Source organism: Corallococcus sp. Z5C101001, assembly GCF_007352635.1.
Lineage (GTDB): Bacteria > Myxococcota > Myxococcia > Myxococcales > Myxococcaceae > Corallococcus > Corallococcus silvisoli.
In genome coordinates, this window is record NZ_VKLU01000004.1 from 116,230 (window position 1) to 134,644 (window position 18,415).

Annotated in this window: 17 protein-coding genes; 7 read left to right on the plus strand and 10 right to left on the minus strand. The window is 72.2% G+C overall.

Annotated elements, in window-relative coordinates:
• The first annotated feature begins 76 nt into the window (after nucleotides 1–76).
• On the plus strand, nucleotides 77–1,249 hold the full coding sequence (locus tag FOF48_RS37515) for a sensor histidine kinase (protein ID WP_143899996.1): 1,173 nt from the start codon (nucleotides 77–79) through the stop codon (nucleotides 1,247–1,249).
• A 46-nt stretch (nucleotides 1,250–1,295) separates the two neighbouring features.
• Here FOF48_RS37515 and FOF48_RS09090 read toward each other — a convergent pair whose 3' ends face one another.
• The 4 genes from FOF48_RS09090 to deoC form a co-directional block, all read right to left on the minus strand.
• A complete protein-coding gene (locus FOF48_RS09090) occupies nucleotides 1,296–1,934 on the minus strand; it encodes a hypothetical protein (protein WP_186001839.1) in 639 nt (212 codons plus the stop codon).
• Between the two features lie 68 nt (nucleotides 1,935–2,002).
• Nucleotides 2,003–3,730: a phospho-sugar mutase gene (locus tag FOF48_RS09095; protein WP_143899998.1), complete on the minus strand. Its 1,728-nt coding sequence runs from the start codon at nucleotides 3,728–3,730 to the stop codon at nucleotides 2,003–2,005.
• A gap of 30 nt (nucleotides 3,731–3,760) precedes the next feature.
• On the minus strand, nucleotides 3,761–4,156 hold the full coding sequence (locus FOF48_RS09100; protein ID WP_143900000.1) for a TraR/DksA C4-type zinc finger protein: 396 nt from the start codon (nucleotides 4,154–4,156) through the stop codon (nucleotides 3,761–3,763).
• A gap of 20 nt (nucleotides 4,157–4,176) precedes the next feature.
• Nucleotides 4,177–5,034, minus strand: coding sequence for a deoxyribose-phosphate aldolase (gene deoC, locus FOF48_RS09105; RefSeq protein ID WP_143900001.1), 858 nt, complete (start codon nucleotides 5,032–5,034; stop codon nucleotides 4,177–4,179).
• A 111-nt stretch (nucleotides 5,035–5,145) separates the two neighbouring features.
• On the opposite strand from deoC, the gene FOF48_RS09110 reads away from it, so the two are divergent.
• Genes FOF48_RS09110 through FOF48_RS09120 form a run of 3 tightly spaced genes read left to right on the plus strand, consistent with a single transcriptional unit; the run spans nucleotide 5,146 to nucleotide 8,023 of the window.
• Nucleotides 5,146–6,405 carry a ComEC/Rec2 family competence protein gene (locus FOF48_RS09110; RefSeq protein ID WP_186001840.1) on the plus strand — a complete coding sequence of 420 codons (1,260 nt, stop codon included), beginning with the start codon at nucleotides 5,146–5,148 and terminating at the stop codon, nucleotides 6,403–6,405.
• Entirely contained in the window at nucleotides 6,402–7,766 is a 1,365-nt protein-coding gene (locus FOF48_RS09115) for a ComEC/Rec2 family competence protein (RefSeq protein ID WP_143900002.1), read from the plus strand. The genes FOF48_RS09110 and FOF48_RS09115 overlap by 4 nt, the downstream gene beginning before the upstream one ends.
• 17 nt (nucleotides 7,767–7,783) lie before the next feature.
• Complete coding sequence (locus FOF48_RS09120; protein ID WP_143900533.1) at nucleotides 7,784–8,023, plus strand: DUF3006 domain-containing protein; 240 nt, start codon at nucleotides 7,784–7,786, stop codon at nucleotides 8,021–8,023.
• 130 nt (nucleotides 8,024–8,153) lie between these two features.
• Here the strand turns inward: FOF48_RS09120 and FOF48_RS09125 are convergent, their stop codons facing one another.
• Complete coding sequence (locus FOF48_RS09125) at nucleotides 8,154–9,449, minus strand: GYF domain-containing protein (RefSeq protein ID WP_143900003.1); 1,296 nt, start codon at nucleotides 9,447–9,449, stop codon at nucleotides 8,154–8,156.
• Nucleotides 9,450–9,588: 139 nt separating this feature from the next.
• Here FOF48_RS09125 and FOF48_RS09130 point away from each other — a divergent pair, with 139 nt between their 5' ends.
• Nucleotides 9,589–9,885: a TIGR02300 family protein gene (locus FOF48_RS09130; protein WP_143900004.1), complete on the plus strand. Its 297-nt coding sequence runs from the start codon at nucleotides 9,589–9,591 to the stop codon at nucleotides 9,883–9,885.
• 157 nt (nucleotides 9,886–10,042) lie between these two features.
• Here the strand turns inward: FOF48_RS09130 and FOF48_RS36410 are convergent, their stop codons facing one another.
• Nucleotides 10,043–10,201: a hypothetical protein gene (locus FOF48_RS36410; protein ID WP_186001841.1), complete on the minus strand. Its 159-nt coding sequence runs from the start codon at nucleotides 10,199–10,201 to the stop codon at nucleotides 10,043–10,045.
• A 188-nt stretch (nucleotides 10,202–10,389) separates the two neighbouring features.
• Nucleotides 10,390–11,055 carry a hypothetical protein gene (locus FOF48_RS09135; protein ID WP_255442019.1) on the minus strand — a complete coding sequence of 222 codons (666 nt, stop codon included), beginning with the start codon at nucleotides 11,053–11,055 and terminating at the stop codon, nucleotides 10,390–10,392.
• Nucleotides 11,056–11,354: 299 nt separating this feature from the next.
• On the opposite strand from FOF48_RS09135, the gene FOF48_RS09140 reads away from it, so the two are divergent.
• Nucleotides 11,355–12,092 carry a zinc ribbon domain-containing protein gene (locus FOF48_RS09140; RefSeq protein WP_143900006.1) on the plus strand — a complete coding sequence of 246 codons (738 nt, stop codon included), beginning with the start codon at nucleotides 11,355–11,357 and terminating at the stop codon, nucleotides 12,090–12,092.
• 30 nt (nucleotides 12,093–12,122) lie between these two features.
• The gene (locus FOF48_RS09145; protein ID WP_143900008.1) at nucleotides 12,123–12,770 is read left to right on the plus strand and encodes a ribonuclease HI family protein; all 648 of its coding nucleotides are present in this window, start codon (nucleotides 12,123–12,125) and stop codon (nucleotides 12,768–12,770) included.
• Nucleotides 12,771–12,838: 68 nt separating this feature from the next.
• Here the strand turns inward: FOF48_RS09145 and FOF48_RS09150 are convergent, their stop codons facing one another.
• Genes FOF48_RS09150 through FOF48_RS09160 form a run of 3 tightly spaced genes read right to left on the minus strand, consistent with a single transcriptional unit; the run spans nucleotide 12,839 to nucleotide 18,410 of the window.
• Entirely contained in the window at nucleotides 12,839–14,623 is a 1,785-nt protein-coding gene (locus FOF48_RS09150) for a hypothetical protein (protein ID WP_143900010.1), read from the minus strand.
• The gene (locus FOF48_RS09155; RefSeq protein WP_143900011.1) at nucleotides 14,620–16,899 is read right to left on the minus strand and encodes a DnaJ domain-containing protein; all 2,280 of its coding nucleotides are present in this window, start codon (nucleotides 16,897–16,899) and stop codon (nucleotides 14,620–14,622) included. The genes FOF48_RS09150 and FOF48_RS09155 overlap by 4 nt, the downstream gene beginning before the upstream one ends.
• Complete coding sequence (locus FOF48_RS09160; protein WP_143900013.1) at nucleotides 16,896–18,410, minus strand: S16 family serine protease; 1,515 nt, start codon at nucleotides 18,408–18,410, stop codon at nucleotides 16,896–16,898. Before FOF48_RS09160 ends, FOF48_RS09155 begins: the two co-directional genes overlap by 4 nt.
• Nucleotides 18,411–18,415 lie beyond the last annotated feature (5 nt).

An 18,415-nucleotide genomic window follows, 5' to 3' on the forward strand; every position in this document is an offset into this window, starting at 1 on the left:
GCGGCGCACTCCCCCGGGCACCCGCTGACGCCTCCGGGCGTGGGCGGTCCCGGTTTCCAGGCCGGGGTGGGGTGACATGGAGACGACGGGAACAGGCTCGACGTCCCACGCTCGTCCGCGCGTGCTCGCGGTGGACGTGGAATCCGGCAGCGTGGAGCGGGTGCGCTCCATCCTGACGCCCGCGGGCTACGACGTGCTGCCCGCGCGCGGGACGACGGCCGCGCTGGAGGCGGTGTCGCGCCACTCCGCGGACCTGGTGCTGCTGGACGTGGAGCGGGCCCGCACGGTGGGCCTCGCCGCGTACCGGCGCTTCCGCGAGGAGCTGGCCCCGCCGCAGCTCCCCATCCTCATGCTCACGCCCTCCGCGGACCGGCAGACGCGCCGCGAGGTGATGGAGGCAGGTGTGGACGACTTGCTGACGACCGAACCGCTGGACCCGCTGGAGCTGAAGGTGCGCGTCCACACGCTGCTGGAGCTCAAGGCGCACCGCGAGCAGGGCGGCCTCTCGGAAGTGCTCCAGGATCCGCGCACGCGCTGGGTGCGCATGGAGCGCCTGGCGCGCGTGGGCACGCTCGCCGCGGACCTGGCGACGCAGATGGACCAGCTGGGCGTGGGCCTCCAGCGGGCGCTGGAGCACGTGCGCGCCCGCGCGGCCCTGGGCCTGCCGCCGGATCCGGAGGAGCTGCTCAAGCTGGGCGTGGCCGGGGAGCAGATGCGCCTGCACGGCCAGCACCTGCTGTCCCTGGGCCCCACCAACCCCAAGGACATCCAGCGCTTCGACCTGCGCGAGGTGGTGCCGGAGGTGGTGTCGCGGCTGCGCGCCAACCACCGCCTGGGCCGCGCGGACGTGCGCGTGGTGCTGCCGGAGGACCCCATCGCGGTGGTGTTCAACCGCCGTCAGCTGGAGCAGGTGGTGGCGGAGCTCGTCTGCAACGCGGTGGACGCGGTGGAGGACGTGCAGGACCGGCCGCGCGTGGTGCAGGTGGGCGTGGAGCTGCCGGACATGTTCGGTGACTTCGGGCCGCAGCTGTTCGTGAAGGACACCGGCATCGGCATCTTCGAGGGCGAACTGCAGGCCATCTTCGCGCCGTACTACACGACGAAGGCCCCGGAGAAGAGCGTGGGCCTGGGCCTCACGGTGGCGCGCACCCTGGTGGAGAGCCTGGGCGGCAAGCTGACGGTGAAGAGCCGCGTCAACCTGGGCAGCACCTTCACGGTGGAGCTGCCCGAGCAGACGTCCTCCTGGTGAAGCCGGGGGCACGGGCGGGAGGCGACTCCCCGCCCGCGCCGGAGCGCTAGAAGCGGTAGGCCACGCCCGCCAGGGCTTCCATCGTGAAGTAGCTGTCGTCGAAGCGCGGGACGATGGAGGGCCCCAGCCGCAGGTTGAAGTTCACGTTGAAGTTGTTGCTCACGAAGTACTCCAGGCCGCCTCCGAAGAGGATGGGGATGACCGGCCCGATGCCCTCGCCGATGTAGACGTTGAACGGCACGTCGAGGCCCGCGTTGATCATCAGCGCGCTGCCCACGGGGATGCCCACCACGAACGCCACCGGCAGCGCCATGCCGAAGAGGGTGTTGCCGCGGGGGAAGTAGAGGAACGGACCGGGCTGGAAGGTGATGGCCATGGCCACCTTGTCCGTCCGGGCGATCATCACCCGCAGCCAGCCCTGGAGCTTGATGCCCTCGTCGGAGGCGTCCACCAGGCCCTCGCGGCCCCAGTTGAAGCTGAACTTGCCGCCGATATCGACGTTGTCCGAGCCCCCGTGCAGCAGGCCCAGCGTCAGGCCCGGGAAGCCAATCTGCGCGCTGAACATGTTGCGGCCGGAGCCCAGCGTGTCCGCGGCCAGCAGGGACCAGCCCTGGCCACGCGCCATCGCGGTGCCGGGAACGGCCAGCAGGACGGCCAGGAGGAAACCAGGAATGAAGCGCTTCACGCGGTTCCTTTCTGCGATGGGCCACGACGGGAGGAGACGCGGCCCGGGGTTGAAGGGTGATTCAGGACTCAGGCGGGCTGACCGCGCTCGCGGGCCAGGGCGAGGAAGGCGTCGATGAGGGCGGACAGCCGGGCCTCGGCGCGCTGGCGGGCCTGGGGGAGCGGCTCCCCGGGGGCGGGCGTCTCCTTGTGCTCGAAGTAGTATTTGATCTTCGGCTCGGTGCCGGAGGGGCGCAGGGTGACGCGCCCGCCGCCCTCCAGCGCGAAGGCGACGACGTTGGAGGGAGGCAGGCCGCCCTCGCCCTTCTGGTAGTCGCGCACGGCGCTCACGGGGGTGCCGCCAATCCGCGGGGGCGGCGAGGCGCGGAAGGCCTCCATGATGGCGCGGATGGTCTGCGCGCCGGCGGCGCCGGGGAGCGTCACGTTGCGCTGGGCGCCCACGTGCAGGCCGAAGCGGCGCTGGATCTCCTCCAGGTAGCCCAGCACGGTGGTGCCGCGCGACTCGCACCACGCGGCCATGTCCGCGACGACCAGCGCCGCGCCCACGCCGTCCTTGTCGCGCGTGGCGGTGCCCACGGTGTAGCCCAGCGCCTCCTCGTAGCCGAAGACGAACTGCGTGCCTTCGCTCCGCGTGCGCTCCAGCGCGCGGTTGGCGATCCACTTGAAGCCGGTGAGGACCTCGTCGTACGCGGCGTCCAGCCCGCGCGCGATTTCACCCAGCTGCGTGGACGACACGATGGTGGTGACGACGTGCGGACGCGCGCGCTTCGTCCCCTGCGTGAGCACGTAGTGGCCCAGGAGCACGCCCACCTCGTTGCCGGTGAGCAGGCGCAGCTTGCCGGACGCATCGCGCGCCATCACGGCCAGCCGGTCCGCGTCCGGGTCGTTGGCGAGCACCAGGTCCGCCTTCACGCGCTCGGCGGTGGCGAGCGACAGGTCCATGGCGCCCGGCTCCTCCGGGTTGGGGAAGCGCACCGTGGGGAAGCGGCCGTCCGGCTCCTGCTGCTCGGCCACCGGCGTCACGCGGGGGAAGCCCGCCTCCTTGAGCGCCAGCACCGCCCACGCGCCGCCCACGCCGTGCATCGCGGTGTAGACGACGGACAGCGTGTCGCTGCCCTTGCGGTACAGGCGCAGGTCCAGGATGGCGCGCAGGTAGGCGTTGCCCACGTCCTCCGGCAGGTCGCGCCACAGCCCCTTCGCGCGGCCCTCCGCGGGCGTCAGCAGCGGGACCTGGTTCGCGGGCTCCACCTTCGCGATGGCGTCCGCGATGCCCACGTCCTGCGGCGGGACGATCTGCGCGCCGTTGCCCCAGTAGACCTTGTAGCCGTTGTACTCCGGCGGGTTGTGGCTGGCGGTCACCATCACCGCGGCGGCGGCGTTGAGGTGCAGCACGGCGAAGGCGGTGACGGGCGTGGGCACCGGCTCCGGGAAGACGTGCGCGGGGATGCCCTCCGCCACGAACACGGCGGCGGTGTCCTCCGCCAGCTCACGGCTCAGCCGGCGCGCGTCACGGCCCACCACCACGCCGCGCGTGGTGACGTCCGGCACGGTGGCCTTGAGGTAGCGCGCGAGGCCCGCCGTGGTGCGCCGCACGACGGCGCGGTTCATCCGGTTGGGGCCGGCGCCCAGCACGCCTCGCAGGCCCGCGGTGCCAAACTCCAGGTCCTGGGCGAAGCGGTCCGCCAGGTCCGCCCAGTCCGACGTCGCGAGCACCTGGGCCAGCTCCGCCTGCGTCTCCGGGTCTGGATCCGCCCTGCGCCAGGCCTCCGCCCGCTCCCTGAGTCCGGTGGTGTCCATCGCGCGTTGCCTCGTCTTGAAAAGGGGGGTTCAGCCTTTGTAATCCGTGAGGTGCTTGCGGCGCACCGGGCCTTTGGGCCCGTCCTTGTTGTTCTGGCACGCGACGCAGAACTCCGCGTAGGGCATGGCCTTCAGGCGGCCCATGGGAATGTCGTCGCCGCACTCCTCGCACTCGCCGAAGGAGTCCGGGTCCTCGCGCAGCTTGCCCAGGGCCTTCACCACGCGCGCCAGCGTGCCGTCGGTGTTGCGGTTCCGGCTGGAGGCGATGGCCTGCATCATTTCATTGAGAGGCTGCTCGTCCTCGTCGCCGCCGACGCGCGTCTCGTCGGTGCGGTTGGGCTCGATGCGCAGGGGCGTCTTCCCGGTCAGCTCCGCGTGGAGCGCGAGCAACTGCTGGAGGAAGTCCTCTCGCTGCTTCGGGGTCACGGTGCGTGCTCCAGGAGGGGTCAGTACTGCGCGGTGGAGATCTGCCCGGTGACGATGGCCACGGACGCGGACGCGCCCAGGCGGTTGGCCCCCGCGCGCAGCAGCTTGATGGCGTCCTCCGCCGAGCGCACCCCGCCCGAGGCCTTCACGCCCACCTCGTCCCCCACCACCGCGCGCATCAGCTCGATGTCCTTCACCGTGGCGCCGCCGGGCCCGAAGCCGGTGGACGTCTTCACGAACGCCGCGCCCGCGGCCTTGGACAGCGCGCAGGCGACGACCTTCTCCTCGTCGGTGAGGTGGCCCGTCTCCAGGATGACCTTCACCGGGATGGGGTGGCTGGCCTCCACCACCGCGGCGATGTCCTGGTGCACGCGCTGGTAGTCGTGCGCCTTGAGCGCCCCCAGGTTGAGCACCATGTCGATTTCGCGCGCCCCGGCGCGGATGGCCTCGCGCGCCTCGAAGGCCTTCGCGGACGGCAGCATGGCGCCCAGGGGGAAGCCCACCACGGCGATGGGGACGGCGGACGCGCCGGCCAGCACCCGCGCCGCGGTGGCGACGTGGCAGCTGTTCACGCACACGGTGGCGAAGCCGTACTGGCGGGCCTCCTCGGCCACGCGCACCACGTCCTCCGCGCGCGCCTCGGGCTTGAGCAGGGTGTGGTCGATGTACCGCGCCAGGTCCGTGGCCTTCAGGATGGACGCGGGGTCGACGCGCGCGGTGGCGGTCTTCACCCCGGGCGTGCGCGGCGGTTCGGCGTTCAGCGCGGCGGCGGGCGCGGGCACCGACTCCTGCGGGACCTTCCAGGCGTTCAGACGGAGACGGGCCTGGTCGAGCAGCGCTTCCAGGACGGGGATGACGGCATCGGCGTCGGACGGCATGGGGGCCCCATAACCCAGTCCCGGGTCCCGGGGAAGCGCTCGCGGGGGGCCCAGGCCCCGGGCAACGCACGGGGTGCCGTGGAGGGGAGCGGGGCTGTAGAGTTCCATCCCGTGAAGGTCTTCGCGCGGTTCCTGGGTCTCCTCTTCCTCCTGTTCGCGGCGGTGCCGGGCCACGCGGCGGCTCCGGCGGCTCCCACCCCCGGGGCCTTCCCTGCCCCCGTCCCGGGGCGGCTCACGGTCTACTTCCTCGACGTGGGCCAGGGGGACGCGGCGCTCATCGTGTCCCCCACGGGGAAGACGGTGCTCATCGACGGCGGGCCACCGGAGGCCGGGACGCGGCTGGCGGCCCGGCTGCGGGAGCTGGTGAAGCAGCCCCTGGACCTGGTCATCCTCACCCACCCACACCTGGACCACCTGGGCGGGCTGCGCGCCGCCCTCAAGGCGGTGGGCGCGAAGCGCTTCATGGACCCGGGCTTCGACCACCCGAGCGAGGCGTACCGCGACCTGCTGGACTTCGTGGGCCGTGAGGTGGGCCAGGTGATGAGCCCGGAGCCGAACCCCGCCACGCCCCAGACCCTGCTCACCGTGGGCCTGGGCGAGGGCGTCGCGCTCACCGTGCTGTGGCCACGCGTCCCCCAGGAGGAGTTCCTCGCGAACACGCGCTCGGACGCGAACGCGAACTCCATCGTCGCCAAGCTCACCTACGCGAAGACGGCGTTCCTCTTCACCGGCGACTCGGAGCCGCCCACGGAGGAGCTGCTGCTGCAGAAGCCGTTGGACCTCACGGCCACGGTGCTGAAGGTGGCGCACCACGGCGGCAAGCACTCGTCCACCGCGGCCTTCCTGGAGCGCGTGAAGCCGCAGGCGGCGGTCATCTCCTGCGGCGTGGGCAACGACTACGGCCACCCGAGCCCGGAGGTCCTGGGCCGCCTTCGCGGCGTGAGCGCCCGGACCTTCCGCACCGACCAGGACGGCGAGGTGATGGCGGTGAGCGACGGCGCGACCGTCACCCTGCGTTCAGCCAGGGGCGACGCCCGGTCCGTGAGCCTGCCCGGCACGCAGCCCGCGGGAAATCCCGTGGCGCTCGGCCCCATCGAGCCCACGCCGAACCGCCGCTCCGGCCGCGCGGTGGAGAAGGAACCCGAGCCGGGAGGCTCCCGGACGCGCGCGCCCGCGGAGCGCACGGCCCCCGTGTCCCCGGACACGTCCGACGAGGCCTCGGGCCAGCGCTACGTGTCCCTGAAGGGCAGCAAGGTGTTCCACCGCGAGGACTGCTCGACCCTGAAGCGCTCCAAGAACGAGCGCACCGTCTACTCCAGCCGCGCCGACGCCCTGCGTGAGCGCCGCCCCGCCGAGGATTGCCATCCATGAGTGCCCGCATCGCGCTCGGAGTGGGGCTGTTGTTCGCCTCCCTGGCCTGCCAGCAGCCGTCCGCGCCCCCCGCCCAGAAGGCCCCGGAGAAGTCGCGCTACTTCGGCGGGGCGCCGGACGGGAAGCTCCACGTGTACTTCTTCGACGTGGGCGCGGGCGACGCCGCGCTCATCGTCACGCCGCGCGGCAACACGGTGCTGGTGGACTCGGGGCCCGCGTCGGCGGAATCGCACCTGGTGAACCGGCTGCCAGAGCTGCTGCGGCGGGAGCTGGACCTCGTCGTCCTCACCCAGCCGGATCCAAGGCACCACGGCGCGCTGGACGCGGTGCTCAAGCGCGTGGGCGCGCGGCGGCTGATGGAGTCGCAGCTCCCCGACACGTCGAAGGCCTACGACGCGCTCCTGACGGCGGTGGGGTCGCGAGGGGTGCAGGTCTTCTCCCCCGCGCCGTCCTCCGCCGCGCCCCGGGAGCTGGTCCGGTTGACGCTGGAGGACCGGGTGAACCTCACGGTGCTCTGGCCGCGCGCGCCCGCGGAGCCGCTGCTCAAGGGGGCACCGGACGCGGAGGGCCGGAACGCGGCGAACTCCATCGTGCTGCGCCTCACGTACGACGACACCTCGATCATCTTCGCGGGCGCCGCCCGGGGAGAGACGGAGGCCCGGCTCCTGGGGGGCGGCCTCCTGGCGCCCGCCACGCTGCTGAAGGTCGGCTCACCGGGTGTGGACGGGGCCAACACGCAGGCGTTCCTGGAGGAGGTGCATCCCCAGGCCGCGGTGTTCAGCGGGGACGACGGCCTGGGCCGGAGCGCGAAGGTGAAGGAGCTGCTCGGGCGGCTGCGGGCCATGGACGCGCGGGCGTTCCGCACGGACGTGAACGGCGAGGTGCACGCGGTGAGCGACGGCAAGCAGTTCGAGCTCGCGCTCCAGCGCCCCTCCCCGGGCGAGCCCCCCTCCGTGCGCCGCGTCTTCCCGGGGCTGGATCCCCGCCCCGCCCTGGTGCGCACGGCCAGGCCCCCGCCGCCGGTGGTGAAGCCGGCCCCTCCCGAGCCGACGCCCGCCGGGCGGACGGAGCCCGCGCGCGCGGAGGCGACTCGCGCCACCTCCTCGCGCGTCGGCAACATGACGGACGTGGATGACCTGCCCGCCACGCGCCAGGGCAACCGGACGGAGTCGGTGCGCTCGTCCACCAGCGCGCCTGCTTCCATGGGCGTCGACTACCGGGCCAGCCGGCACAAGCGCATCTTCCACAAGTCCACGTGCCAGAGCGTACGGCTCATCAAGCAGGAGAACCTCCTCATCTTCAAGACGCGCGAGGAAGCCATGAAGACGGATCGCGAGCCCGCCGGGGATTGCCACCCGTGACGAAGAAAGCGAAGGCCATGCCCAAGGCCACGGTGGACCGCATCGAAGAGGACGTCGCCGTGCTGGTCGTGGATGGCCGCCAGGTGACTCGCGCCCTGAGCACCCTGCCCCCCGGCGTGCGCGAGGGCGACGTCGTGGACCTCGAAACAGGGACGGTGGACCCCGAAGCCACCGAAACCCTGAGGGCCGAGGTCCGCGCCGCGAGGGAGCAGGCCCTGCGCGGCAAGAAGCCGCCGTCCGGAGACTTCGACCTCTGAGGAGTTCGGGGCGCGTGGCCCGCTGGAGCGTCCGGCTCGACGTGCCAGGTCCTCCCGGTGGAACGGGATGCACCGGGCAGGGCCCGCTCCTGCGCGAGGCGCGGGAGCAGGCCCACCCATCAGGGGGTGACTACGGCGTGGAGCCTTCCGCCGGGGCCTTGGCTTCGCCCCCCGCGGCCGAACCTTCCGCCGGGGCCTTGGCTTCGCCCCCCGCGGCCGAACCTTCCGGAGGCGCCACGGGCTGGGTGCCTTCCGTCGCCGGCGCGGCCTGACGCGGCGCCGGCGCGGCGGGCGCGGGCGCCTTGCCGGTCGCCTTGTTGACGATGTCCGCGAGGGCGGGCGGCAACATCCCCGCCGCCGACAGGCCGAACACGACCGCCAACGGCAGGACGATGAGCAGCACCAGCACCAGCGCCACGACCTTCAGCGCGCCGCCGCCGCTCTTCTTCGCCACGACCGGGCGCTTGCGAGCGGCCTTCGAGTCCTCCACGGCCTGCCGCGCGTCCTCTTCCTCGTCGTCGCGGCCGTCGTCGCGCTGTTCGTCCGGGTAGGCGTCCTCGTCGTCCTGGGAGTCGCCCCGGTTGCCGGGCAGATCCAGGTCGGAGAACAGCTCGTTGAGGGGCGCGCCGCTGGCGGCGGGGGCCTGCTCCACGTGCGCGGCGCGGCGCCCGGCGGGAGCCGCCGCGGGGGCGGGCGCCTCTCGGTTGTTGCCGAAGAGCGTGCCCTCGTCCTCGTCGCCGTCGCGCTCGAACCCGCCGTCGTCACCGTCCTCGGACGACCCGGATTCGGACTCGGCGTAGAAGGGCTGCTGGGGCTCCGGCTCGCGGCGAGCCGGAGGCGCGGCGCGCGGAGGCGGCGCGACGGCCACGGGCGGCGGCTCCGGAGGCGCGGGCGGCGGCTCCGGCGCGGCGGGCGCGAGCAGCGCCGCCAGCTCCGGGATGTCCGAGCCCCGCTTCCAGTCCGGCATGCCCTGGCGCCAGAAGAAACTGCGCGCGCTGATGCTGCCGGCGGCCATCCACTCGGCCACGGCCGCCTCGTCGAGCGGGCCCTCCTGCTTGTTGCGCACCATCACGAACCAGGGCGCCCCGGCCGTCTGGCGGGGCGGCGCGGTGCGCGTGGGCTCATCGTCCCAGGGCTGCTGGGGAGCCGACGCAGGAGGTCGGGCCAGGGGTGCAGGCGCTGCGACGGCGGCCACCGGGGCGGGCGCGGCCGCGGCCGCGGCACCGCCGCCCGCGAGCGAACGCTCCTGGGCCCGGATGCGCTCCACGTCGGCGAGGGACACCACGCGGGTGCTCTCCTCCTCGGCGGGCCCTTCCACGGTGATGACGTTCTGGCAGTTCTTGCAACGGACCTTGACCGTCTTGCCGCGGACTTTCTCGTCCGCAATGGAGTACCGCTTCTGGCAATTGTCGCAGGTGAAGTTCAAAGGGGCGTCCGGCTCTCGGGGGAAACCGCCGGGGATGCTACCGCCAGAAATCTCCCGCGCAAACACACGGTTGACTCCGTTCGTCGGCCCAACTATTCAGCCGCCCTCCCTTTCACTCCAGGCTCGACGAGGGTGGCGCATGCCGGCGAAGGATCTCGGGACCAAGCACTCGTGCTTCAAGTGCGGGACGAAGTTCTACGACATGAAGAAGCCGGACCCCATCTGCCCCAAGTGCGGGGCGGATCAGCGGGAGAACGTGGTCGCCAAGCCCGCCGAGGGCCGCCGTGGCCGTCTGGCGGCCGCGCCGAAGGTCATTGAACCGGCCGAGCCCGAGGAGACGCCCGCCTCCGAGGATGACGAGGAGAACCTCGACTCCTTCGGGGATGATGAGGACGCCGAGGCGGGCGCCGAGCCCGCCGAGGACGACGACATCTAGCGCCTTCCCCTTACGCTCGCATCCTACCGGGGCCCCCCGAACTGCTCGGGCGGGCCCCGTTGTCATTTCCCTGCCCGCCCTCCCCAGGGCCAAGCCGGGAACGCCGCTTCCCCGGGAGGGAGCCCCAAAAAGGGGCCCGCTCCACCCGGGCGTCGGCTCAGGTGCCGCTCAGGCGCTCATGGGACGAGACCAGCGACAGCTCGGTCAGCGCGCTGCGGATCTCCTCGTAGAGGTTGGGTCCCATCTCCTGCATGCCCACGGGGCGGGTCCCCTTGCGGCGGACCCCCATGGGCGACCGCTCCCCAGCGGCGGACACTGCGGGTTGCTTCCTGGACTGATGCATGACGAGTCCCCCTCGCGCGGAAGTGTTGGCTTCCGACAAAGCAATTTTGCCACCAAGACAGAAGCCCGAACAAGGGCCGTGTTTTCCGGCACTTGGAGGGGCTCCCCATCAGACAACTCCTCCAGAGGCGGGTCGGCCCTGACAGCGATGTCAGGGGGGCGCTACTTCCCCGAGCCCTCCTGAAGCAGGGCACCCACGTCCCAGGTCTGCTCGAGCTGGACGGTCTCCCCCGCGCGGACCGTGACCGGGCGGGAGGCTTCCGGAAGCCGCGCGTGCCAGAAGGTGAGGGTGTGCGCGCCTTCGGGGACGCGGAGCCGGAAGCGGCCGTCCGGGGTGGTGGCGACGAAATAGGGGTGGTTGAAGGTGCGCACCACGGCGTGCATCCAAGGGTGCACGTCGCAGCGGACCTGGACGGTGCCGGGTTCGGCGGGCAGGGGGCGGCGCAGCGTCATCCCCTCCAGGGGCATGGCCACGTTGAAGACGGAGCGGTTCGTCCCCGCCTGGGCGCGGACGTTGTGCACCAGCGGGTCGGAGTTGCGCAGCAGAAGCTCGCCGCCGGCCTTCGCCGCGAGGGCCGGGGGCTCGTAGTGGCACTGCTTCTGGTCCAGCACGGGCGGGGGCGCGGGCGTCTCCGGCTCGGGCAGCGCGGCGCCGTCCTGGAGCGAGACGACGGCGTAGGCCAGGGCGCCCTGCGCGCCCACCACGAGCGAGCGGTCCAGCGCCTGGTCGCCGCAGACGCTGGCGACGGTGGCGGAGGTCGGCGCGCTGGGGGGTGGGGGTGGAGTCCCCGTCAGCAGGACCCGGCCCTCGATTTCACCCCACTTCACGGGTCCTGCCGGACGGGGGGCCACGGCGGCGGGAGGGGGCGTCGCCGGAGGCGGCGGAGGCGCGGGGGCGTCGCGGCAGGCCCCGGCGGCGAGGAGGAGCGCGGGGGCCAGGAGGGGTCGGAGGCGGTGGCTGGACACGTGCCCCGTCTAACGGGTGCGTGAAGCGGATTCAAACGCCCAACGGGCGGGCGGGGAACACGGGGATGGAAGGCTGCCCATTTGGGCGTTGGAACCCCAGCATCCTTGTTGGTACAAGAGCCGAGCCGTGCGTCGGTGCGGCCGTGTGGGAGGCAGCAAACTTGCGGGAGAAACTGAAGGCCCTGGCGGAGCTGCAGAAGGTTGACCTCGAGGTCGCCTCGCTCCGGAAGGCGGCGGACGTGCATCCCCGCCAGATTTCCGAGCTGGAGCGGGAGCTGGGCGGCGCACGCAATGGCATCGAAGCCGAGCGGACACGCGTGGCCGACCTGGAGAAGCAGAAGGCCCTGCTCGAGCAGAACATCACGGACGAGAAGGACAAGGTGAAGAAGTGGGAAGCGCGCCTGTCCGACCAGCGCTCCACGCGTGAGTACTCGGCGCTCGCTCGCGAAATCGACATCGCGAAGAAGGGCATCCTCACCCAGTCCGAGGCGCTCACGGAGAAGGTGAAGGAGCTGGGCGGCGCACGCGACGCCATCAAGGGCAAGGAGGCGGACTACGCCACCAAGCAGCAGGGCCTGTCGGCCCGGATGACGGAGCTGCGCGGGAAGCTGGGCGAGTCCGAGTCCCAGGTGAAGGAGCTGGAGGGGCGCCGCGCGGAAGTCGCCGCGAACGTGGACGCCACCCTGCTCCGTCGCTACGAGGTCATCCGCAAGAAGAAGCTGCCCGCGATGGTGGGCGTGGTGGCGGGGACCTGCCAGGGCTGCAACATGAACCTGCCCCCGCAGATGTACAACATGCTGCGCACCACGCTGGGCACCGACGTGTGCCCCTCGTGCAACCGCATCATCTTCGCCATTGAAGCGCTGCAGGAGAAGCCGAAGGACTCCGCCGAGAAGTAGCGGCGGCGAGCCCCACGCTCCCCTCCCTCCATGCCGCCCCCCTCGCTCGTCGACCTCCTCCGTCACATCGCCCGTGAGGAGCCGTTGACGGCGACGGTGCGAGCCTTTCGCGGGCTCACCCGGGAGCACCTGGGCCAGCTGCTGGACGAGGCCGCCGACCAGCTGGGCGGCGCTCCGCGAGAGCCCGTGCCGGTGTCCGCCACCGAACAGGCCGTCGCGCTGCAGTCGGAGGCCCCCGGTGTCGAGGTCGTGGTGCCCGCCGCGGGGGGCTCGCTGACCCGTGTCCGCGTCTATTCGGATGGGGCCGCGCGCGGCAACCCGGGCCCCGCGGGCGCGGGCGCGGTGCTGATGGACACGCACGGCGCGGTGGTGGCGCGCCTGGGCAAGTTCCTGGGCACCCAGACGAACAACTACGCCGAGTACATGGGCCTGCTCATCGGCCTCCAGCACGCGAAGAGCCTGGGCGCGCGCGAGGTGGAGGTGTTCGCCGACAGCGAGCTGCTCATCCGGCAGCTGGGCGGGCGCTACCAGGTGAAGAGCCCCACCCTGAAGCCCCTGTTCCTGGAAGCCCAGAAGCTGCTCGCCGGCTTCGGCAAGGTGAAGCTCGCCCACGTCCCCCGCGCGCAGAACGCGGAAGCGGATGAGATGAGCAACCGCGCCATCGACGAGCGGATGTAGCCGCACCTCCGGGCCTTCCATCTCCTAAGCCACGGGAGGCGGGTGGGCCCGGATGGCATGGACCCCACTCAGGGCTCGGTGTCCCCCGCCACGGCGCTGGACGGCTTGGGCCGGGCCCAGTGCTCGAGCGCGGCCGTCACCGGGCCGGGCAGCAGCGCTTCCCGCTTCACGCGCGCATAGGCCGCCTTGGAGTCCACACCTTCGGCGTCCAGCCGGCGCGCGACGACCAGGGAGAGCGCGGCGCGCTCGCCCCAGTCCAGCGTGGGCAGGGACTCCAGCGGCAGCTTGCCGTGCACCACGTCCTGCAGTTCGCCGAAGCCCATCTCCACAGCGGACACGTCCAAAATCCTCGCCGCGAGCGCGGAGTCCCCGAGCCGTTCGGACTCCGCCGCGAGCAGCAGGGTCGCATCCGTGCCCATGCGGCGGAACACACTGAACTCGATGTCGGCGCAATCCCTCGCGGCGACCTTGGGCTCCTCCGCGAGCGCCATCAACACCCGCGTCGCGGCGGCGAGCACGTTGTCCGAGGGAGCATTGCTCGACTCCGGGGAGACCACAGGTTCACCAAGCGAGGCCGCGACCCACTCGCTCACCACGGCGTCCGCCGGCTTCTTCGACGCCCAGGTGATGAGCTGCCGCATCACGGCGTTCTTCTTTCCCTTCTGAGAGGAGCCCCCGACGAGCTTCGCGTAGAGCAGCACGTCGTCCGGGTTCACGGTGTCGTCCTTGGCGCCGGCCTTGAGCAACCGCTCGGACACCTTGCGCGCGGCTTCTTCGCGGCGGCCCAGCGCCACCAGCGTCTCCGCATGCATGTCCAGGACCAGGGCGTAATCGGAGTCCTGCTGCTCCATCGCCTCCAGCAGCGGGAGCGCGTCCGCCCAGCGCTGCTGACGCACATAACGCAGCGCCAGCGCCTTTCGGGGGAGCGGCTCACCCGGATGGTCGCGCATCAAGGCCTCCAGCCGCTTCGTCCCTTCCCCGGCGGGCTCGTAGCGCGAGAGCATGATGGCCATGACAACAGCCCCGGGCTCACGCTCCAGCTCCGCGACGTAGTAGGCGCGGACCTCGTCGTTGCGCTCCGCACGACGCATCTCGCTCGCCCAGAGCCGGTGCGCGGTCAGGTCGTCCCGATGCGCGTCCCGCCATGCGCGCGAGACCGCGACGGACGCGAGCAGCCCTTCCTTGCGCGCGAGCGACAACCGCGAAACGAAGGCAGCCTCCTCCGCGCTCCGGGTTTCCGGCAGGGCGCGCCACAAGGCTTCCGCCAGCTGGTTCGCCTCGGCGGTCTGCCGGGAGTCCATCAACATCCCGAAGGTCGTCGTCCAACCGCCGGGAAACCGCCCCAGGTGCGTGCGCGTGATCGAGCGGCCACTCTCACTACGGACCGACATGCGCTCCGGAGGGTCGGTGAGCACGTAGTCGAACTGCCCCACCCGCTGGAAGACCTTGCCTCCCAGGGACAGCGGCTGGGAGTCCGGCGCGCCGTTGGAGTCCTGCGTCCGCGAGTAGCGGACCGTCGTCGAATACAGCGGCGCGGCGCCCAGCAGGTTGTAGATGAAGAGGCCCCCTTCGTCGGTCACGAACACCGTCTCGTGCGCCAGCGGGCCCGTCGCGTTGCGCACGTCCACCTCCAGCGGCCCCACGGGCAGCCTGCGCAGACGGTGACCATTCGCATCGAGCGTGAACCGCTTGCCGCCCGCGGAGACCGTGACCTCGCTGTCCAGCCCGTTGACGAAGAGCACCTTCTCGTACGCCATGGAGAGCCGGACCACCGCCACGAACGCGAGCGAGCAGAGACCGATTCCACCGAGCAACAGCAGCCCCAGGCGAGGAGAAGTCGAAGGAGCACTCACGGCTGGGCCTCCTGGGCAAGCGTCGACGTGGTGAGCAGCAGGGGGTGGCGCTGGCGCGCACCGGGAAGGTGCCAGGCGTCCACCCAGGCATGGAAGAGGACTTCCGAAGCGCGCGGATCCGCGGCGTCCGCCACGAGCTCCAAGGCCCGCGCGGGCCCGTCCGGAGCAAGGCCCTCCTGGGTCACAGACCAGACGCGCTGGGTCCCCGAAGCGCCCCGTGACTCATCCCGCACGTGGAGGGTGAGCAGGGGCGGCTCCTCCCGAGAGCGCCCCCAGCCTCCGTCCACGACCAGGACCCCTGTCCCCAGCACTTCATCCACCGTCCGTTGCCACGCCACCACCAGCGACTCCGAAGGGTCGTCCCGCACGGGCAACGCGTCGTCCTCGGCGGGCGCCTTCCACACCACCGTGATGCGCCGGCGGTGGTCTCGCGACACCGCGTCCAGCAGGCTCTCGAAGAACGGACGGGACGGAGCCGCGGCGCTGTCTGGATCCAACCGGGCATCCAGCCGCGCTCGGGCCTGGGCCAGCTGTGCATCCACGAGGGCCTGGATCCGCGGTGCGAAGCGGCTGTCCGGCGAGTCGCGCAGATACTCGAGCATGGAGCCCAGGTCCGACCGCGCCGCGACGCGCATCCAGGCGTGGTCCTGCACCGAACGCCTCTGCTGCCACACGGCTCCGCCCGCCAGCAACACCCCGACCCCCGCGGCCGCGAACACGCCGGGCCACGGCGAACGCGCGCGCTGCGCGCGCACATGCCCCCGCTTGTCCGCTTGAGCCAGCAGCGCCGGAGGCAGGTGCTCCACACCGCTCTCCGCATCCAGCATCCCGCGGCCGAGCAGCTCCAGGACCCGGCGGCGCCGGGCAATCAGCTCCTGGGCCTGCGCTTCCGCTTTGTCCTTGCCCTGCACCGTCAGGACCGTGCGCTCGTTGTTGAAGCGCAGCTCGAGGGCGGTGTGCTGATAGACGCCGTTGCGCTGGTGGTTCACCAGCTTCAAGTCCTGCAGGTGCACGAGCGGCCACACGGTGATGTGGTCGATGTCGACCTGCACCAGGTGCAGCGGATGGATGGTGTTGAAGCGCGCATAGGGGCTCGCCATCACCCTCAGGAAGTGGCGGGCCCAGGCGTAGGTGACGCCGCAGAAGACGGCCGCGTAGAGCGCGCACCAGACCCAGTCCGAAACGCCGCGCGCGGAGGTTCCGAAGGAGATGTGCGCCAGGAGGAAGCAGGTGGCCGTGACGAGCACCAGGGTCAGGGCCGCCGACTTCAAGCTGGTCCACAGGGTGCGCCAGCCTCCGACGCGCTCGGCCTCCGAGTGCAACCACTCGCGCGTGATGGCCGGCAGCGCGTCCATGTCCACGGTGACGCGGGTCGGATAGGAGACCTCGGTGGTGCTCTCTGGATTGAAGCGCCGGCCGAACTCCAGCAGGCGGTTCGCGCCCTGTGACTTCTGCTGGGAGAACAGGTGCGCCGCGGCGGCGGAGAGCTGGCCTCCGGCCCACCGGCGCAGCTCGGGGTCCGCGTCCTCCGGCAGCTCCGCGTCGAGCTGCTCCAGCTCCTTCGCCGCGTCGGCCTCCTGGCCGTACTCCAGCATCGTCGCGATCCGCCGCACCTTGAGTGCGAGCACGTCCATGCGCGACACGCCGGGCAGCGCCTGGGCCTGCGCGAGCACGTCGAGCGCGTCCGGCACCTGCCCCATCGCCTCCAGGCAGTCCGCCAGCGCCACGCGCGGGCTCACCTCCGACGGGCCATGCTTGCCCGCGCGCCAGAAGGAATCCGCGGCCTCCTTCAGCCGGTCCAGGCGGTTGAGCGCCCAGCCTCGGTACAGGTGCGCCTGCCAATGCCCGGGCGCCCGAGCGATGAGGGCGTCGAACTCCTCCAACGCCTCCTTGGCCTCGTTCTCGAAGAGGAGGTTGCGGCCCAGCAGCAGGCGCGCCTCGTGGAAGTCGGGCTGCTCCGTGAGCAGGGCCTTGAGGACCTTGCGCCCCCCGGCCTTGTCGCCCGCCTCGAAGAGGTCGACGGCCTCCTGGAGCTGCGCGTTCTTCACCGCCTCCGGTCCATCCACCGGCGCGTCGGTGCTGGCGTCGAAGGCCTGACGCGCTTCAGGGTCGGAGAGCAGCTCGTACGCCTCGCGCAGGCGCTTGAACACCTCTGGGTGCGTCTCCGGCGGGTTCTGCCGGACACGCTCGAAGTAGGCCTTCTTGATGGCGCGGGTGTCCGCGTCCCTCTCGATGCCCAGGACCTCGTAGGGGTTCGGCCGGGGTTCGTTGTTCACCGTCGCTCCACTCCTGGCGCGGTCGCGGTCACGACCCGCCATGCCTCGTCCAAGCTGTCCACCGCGACCAGACGCAGACGCCCGGCCACGTCAGGCGGCAACGCCGCCACTTCCTGCAGGTTCCGGCGCGGATGCAGCACCACGCGCATGCCTTCGAGGTGGGCAGCCACCAGCTTCTCGTGCACGCCGCCGATCTGCCGCACGTCGCCGGAGAGCGTCAGCTCGCCGGTGACGGCCAGCCGCGCCGGCAACGGGCGCTGCGTGTAGGCGGAGAGGCCCGCGAGCGCGAGCGCGAGGCCGCATGACAAGCCGTCCTTGCCCACCTCCGTGTCGATGAAGTGCAGGTGCAGATCGTAGCGGGTGACCAGCGCGCCCAGCCCCAGCGCGGGCGCGCGTGCACGCACCGCGCTGAAGGCGATGTCCGCGGCCTCCTGCCCCTCCGGTCCCACGCGGCCACTGCACCGCAGCACGCCTCGTCCTGGCACCGCCACCGCTTCCAGTGGCGAGACATGCCCGCCGTTCGGATGCCATCCGAGCACGCCCAACCGTCCGACCGCGGGGACATCGCGCGCCAGGAGCCGACGGCGCTCGGAGACCTCCGCCTCGCGCCCCGCCGCCGCCAGCGACTCGCCATTCGCGGCCGCCTGGGCATAGAGCGCCCGCGCCTCGTCCAGGGCTCCGGCTTCGAGCTGATGATCTCCCAGGCGCAGCGCGGCGGCCCCTGGCGCTCCGCGCGCCTCCAGCGCGGCGCGGCGGGCCGCCTCGACCTGAGCCAGGGGCCGTCCCTCCAGCCACACCAACTCCGCGCGCAGCAAGGCCGCCGCGGCCCCCGAGCGGCTGGTCGCGGGTGCGGTCACGAGCTGCCGCTTGGCCTCCCCGAGCGCTCCCCGGGCCAGGGCCTCCACGGCCGCGTCGAGCTTCGCCAAGGAGAGCGCGGCTCGCGCCGTGGGCAGCGCGAGTGCCTGCGCGGCCTGCTCCAGCGGTGGCGCGTCCAGCATGGCGGTGGTGGCCGGGAGCCCGAGCGCCGCGCGCGCTTCGAGCACCGACTCCGCGAGGCGCGGGTCCTCTGGCGCGAGCAGCCGGGCCCGCCTGAGCGCGGGCATGGCTTCGGAGGGCCGGTTCGTGCGCTCACAGAGGCGGATGACGGCGCGCCAGGCCTCCAGCTCCCCGGGGGCGGCCTCCGTGGCCAGGAGCGCATGCACCAGCGCGTCGTCCGGCCGCGCTTCCTCCAACAGGGTGATCAACTCGGCGCGCAGGGCCGCGTCACCGGGAGTCTCCCGCGCGCAGGTCTCCAGCAGCTTGAGGGCCTCCTCCCGCCGTCCGTCACGCGCCCAGGCGCCACACAGGAGGCGGCGCGCGGCCCCTCCCCCGCCCAGGTCCAGGGCCCGCCGCGCGTGCTCCGCCGCGCCGCTGAAGTCCCGCTCCTGGAAGAGCGCTTCGGCCAGGGCCAACCGCGCCGATGGCTCGCTGGGACGCAACACCACCGCGCGCTTGAGTTGGGTCAGCAGCACGCGGT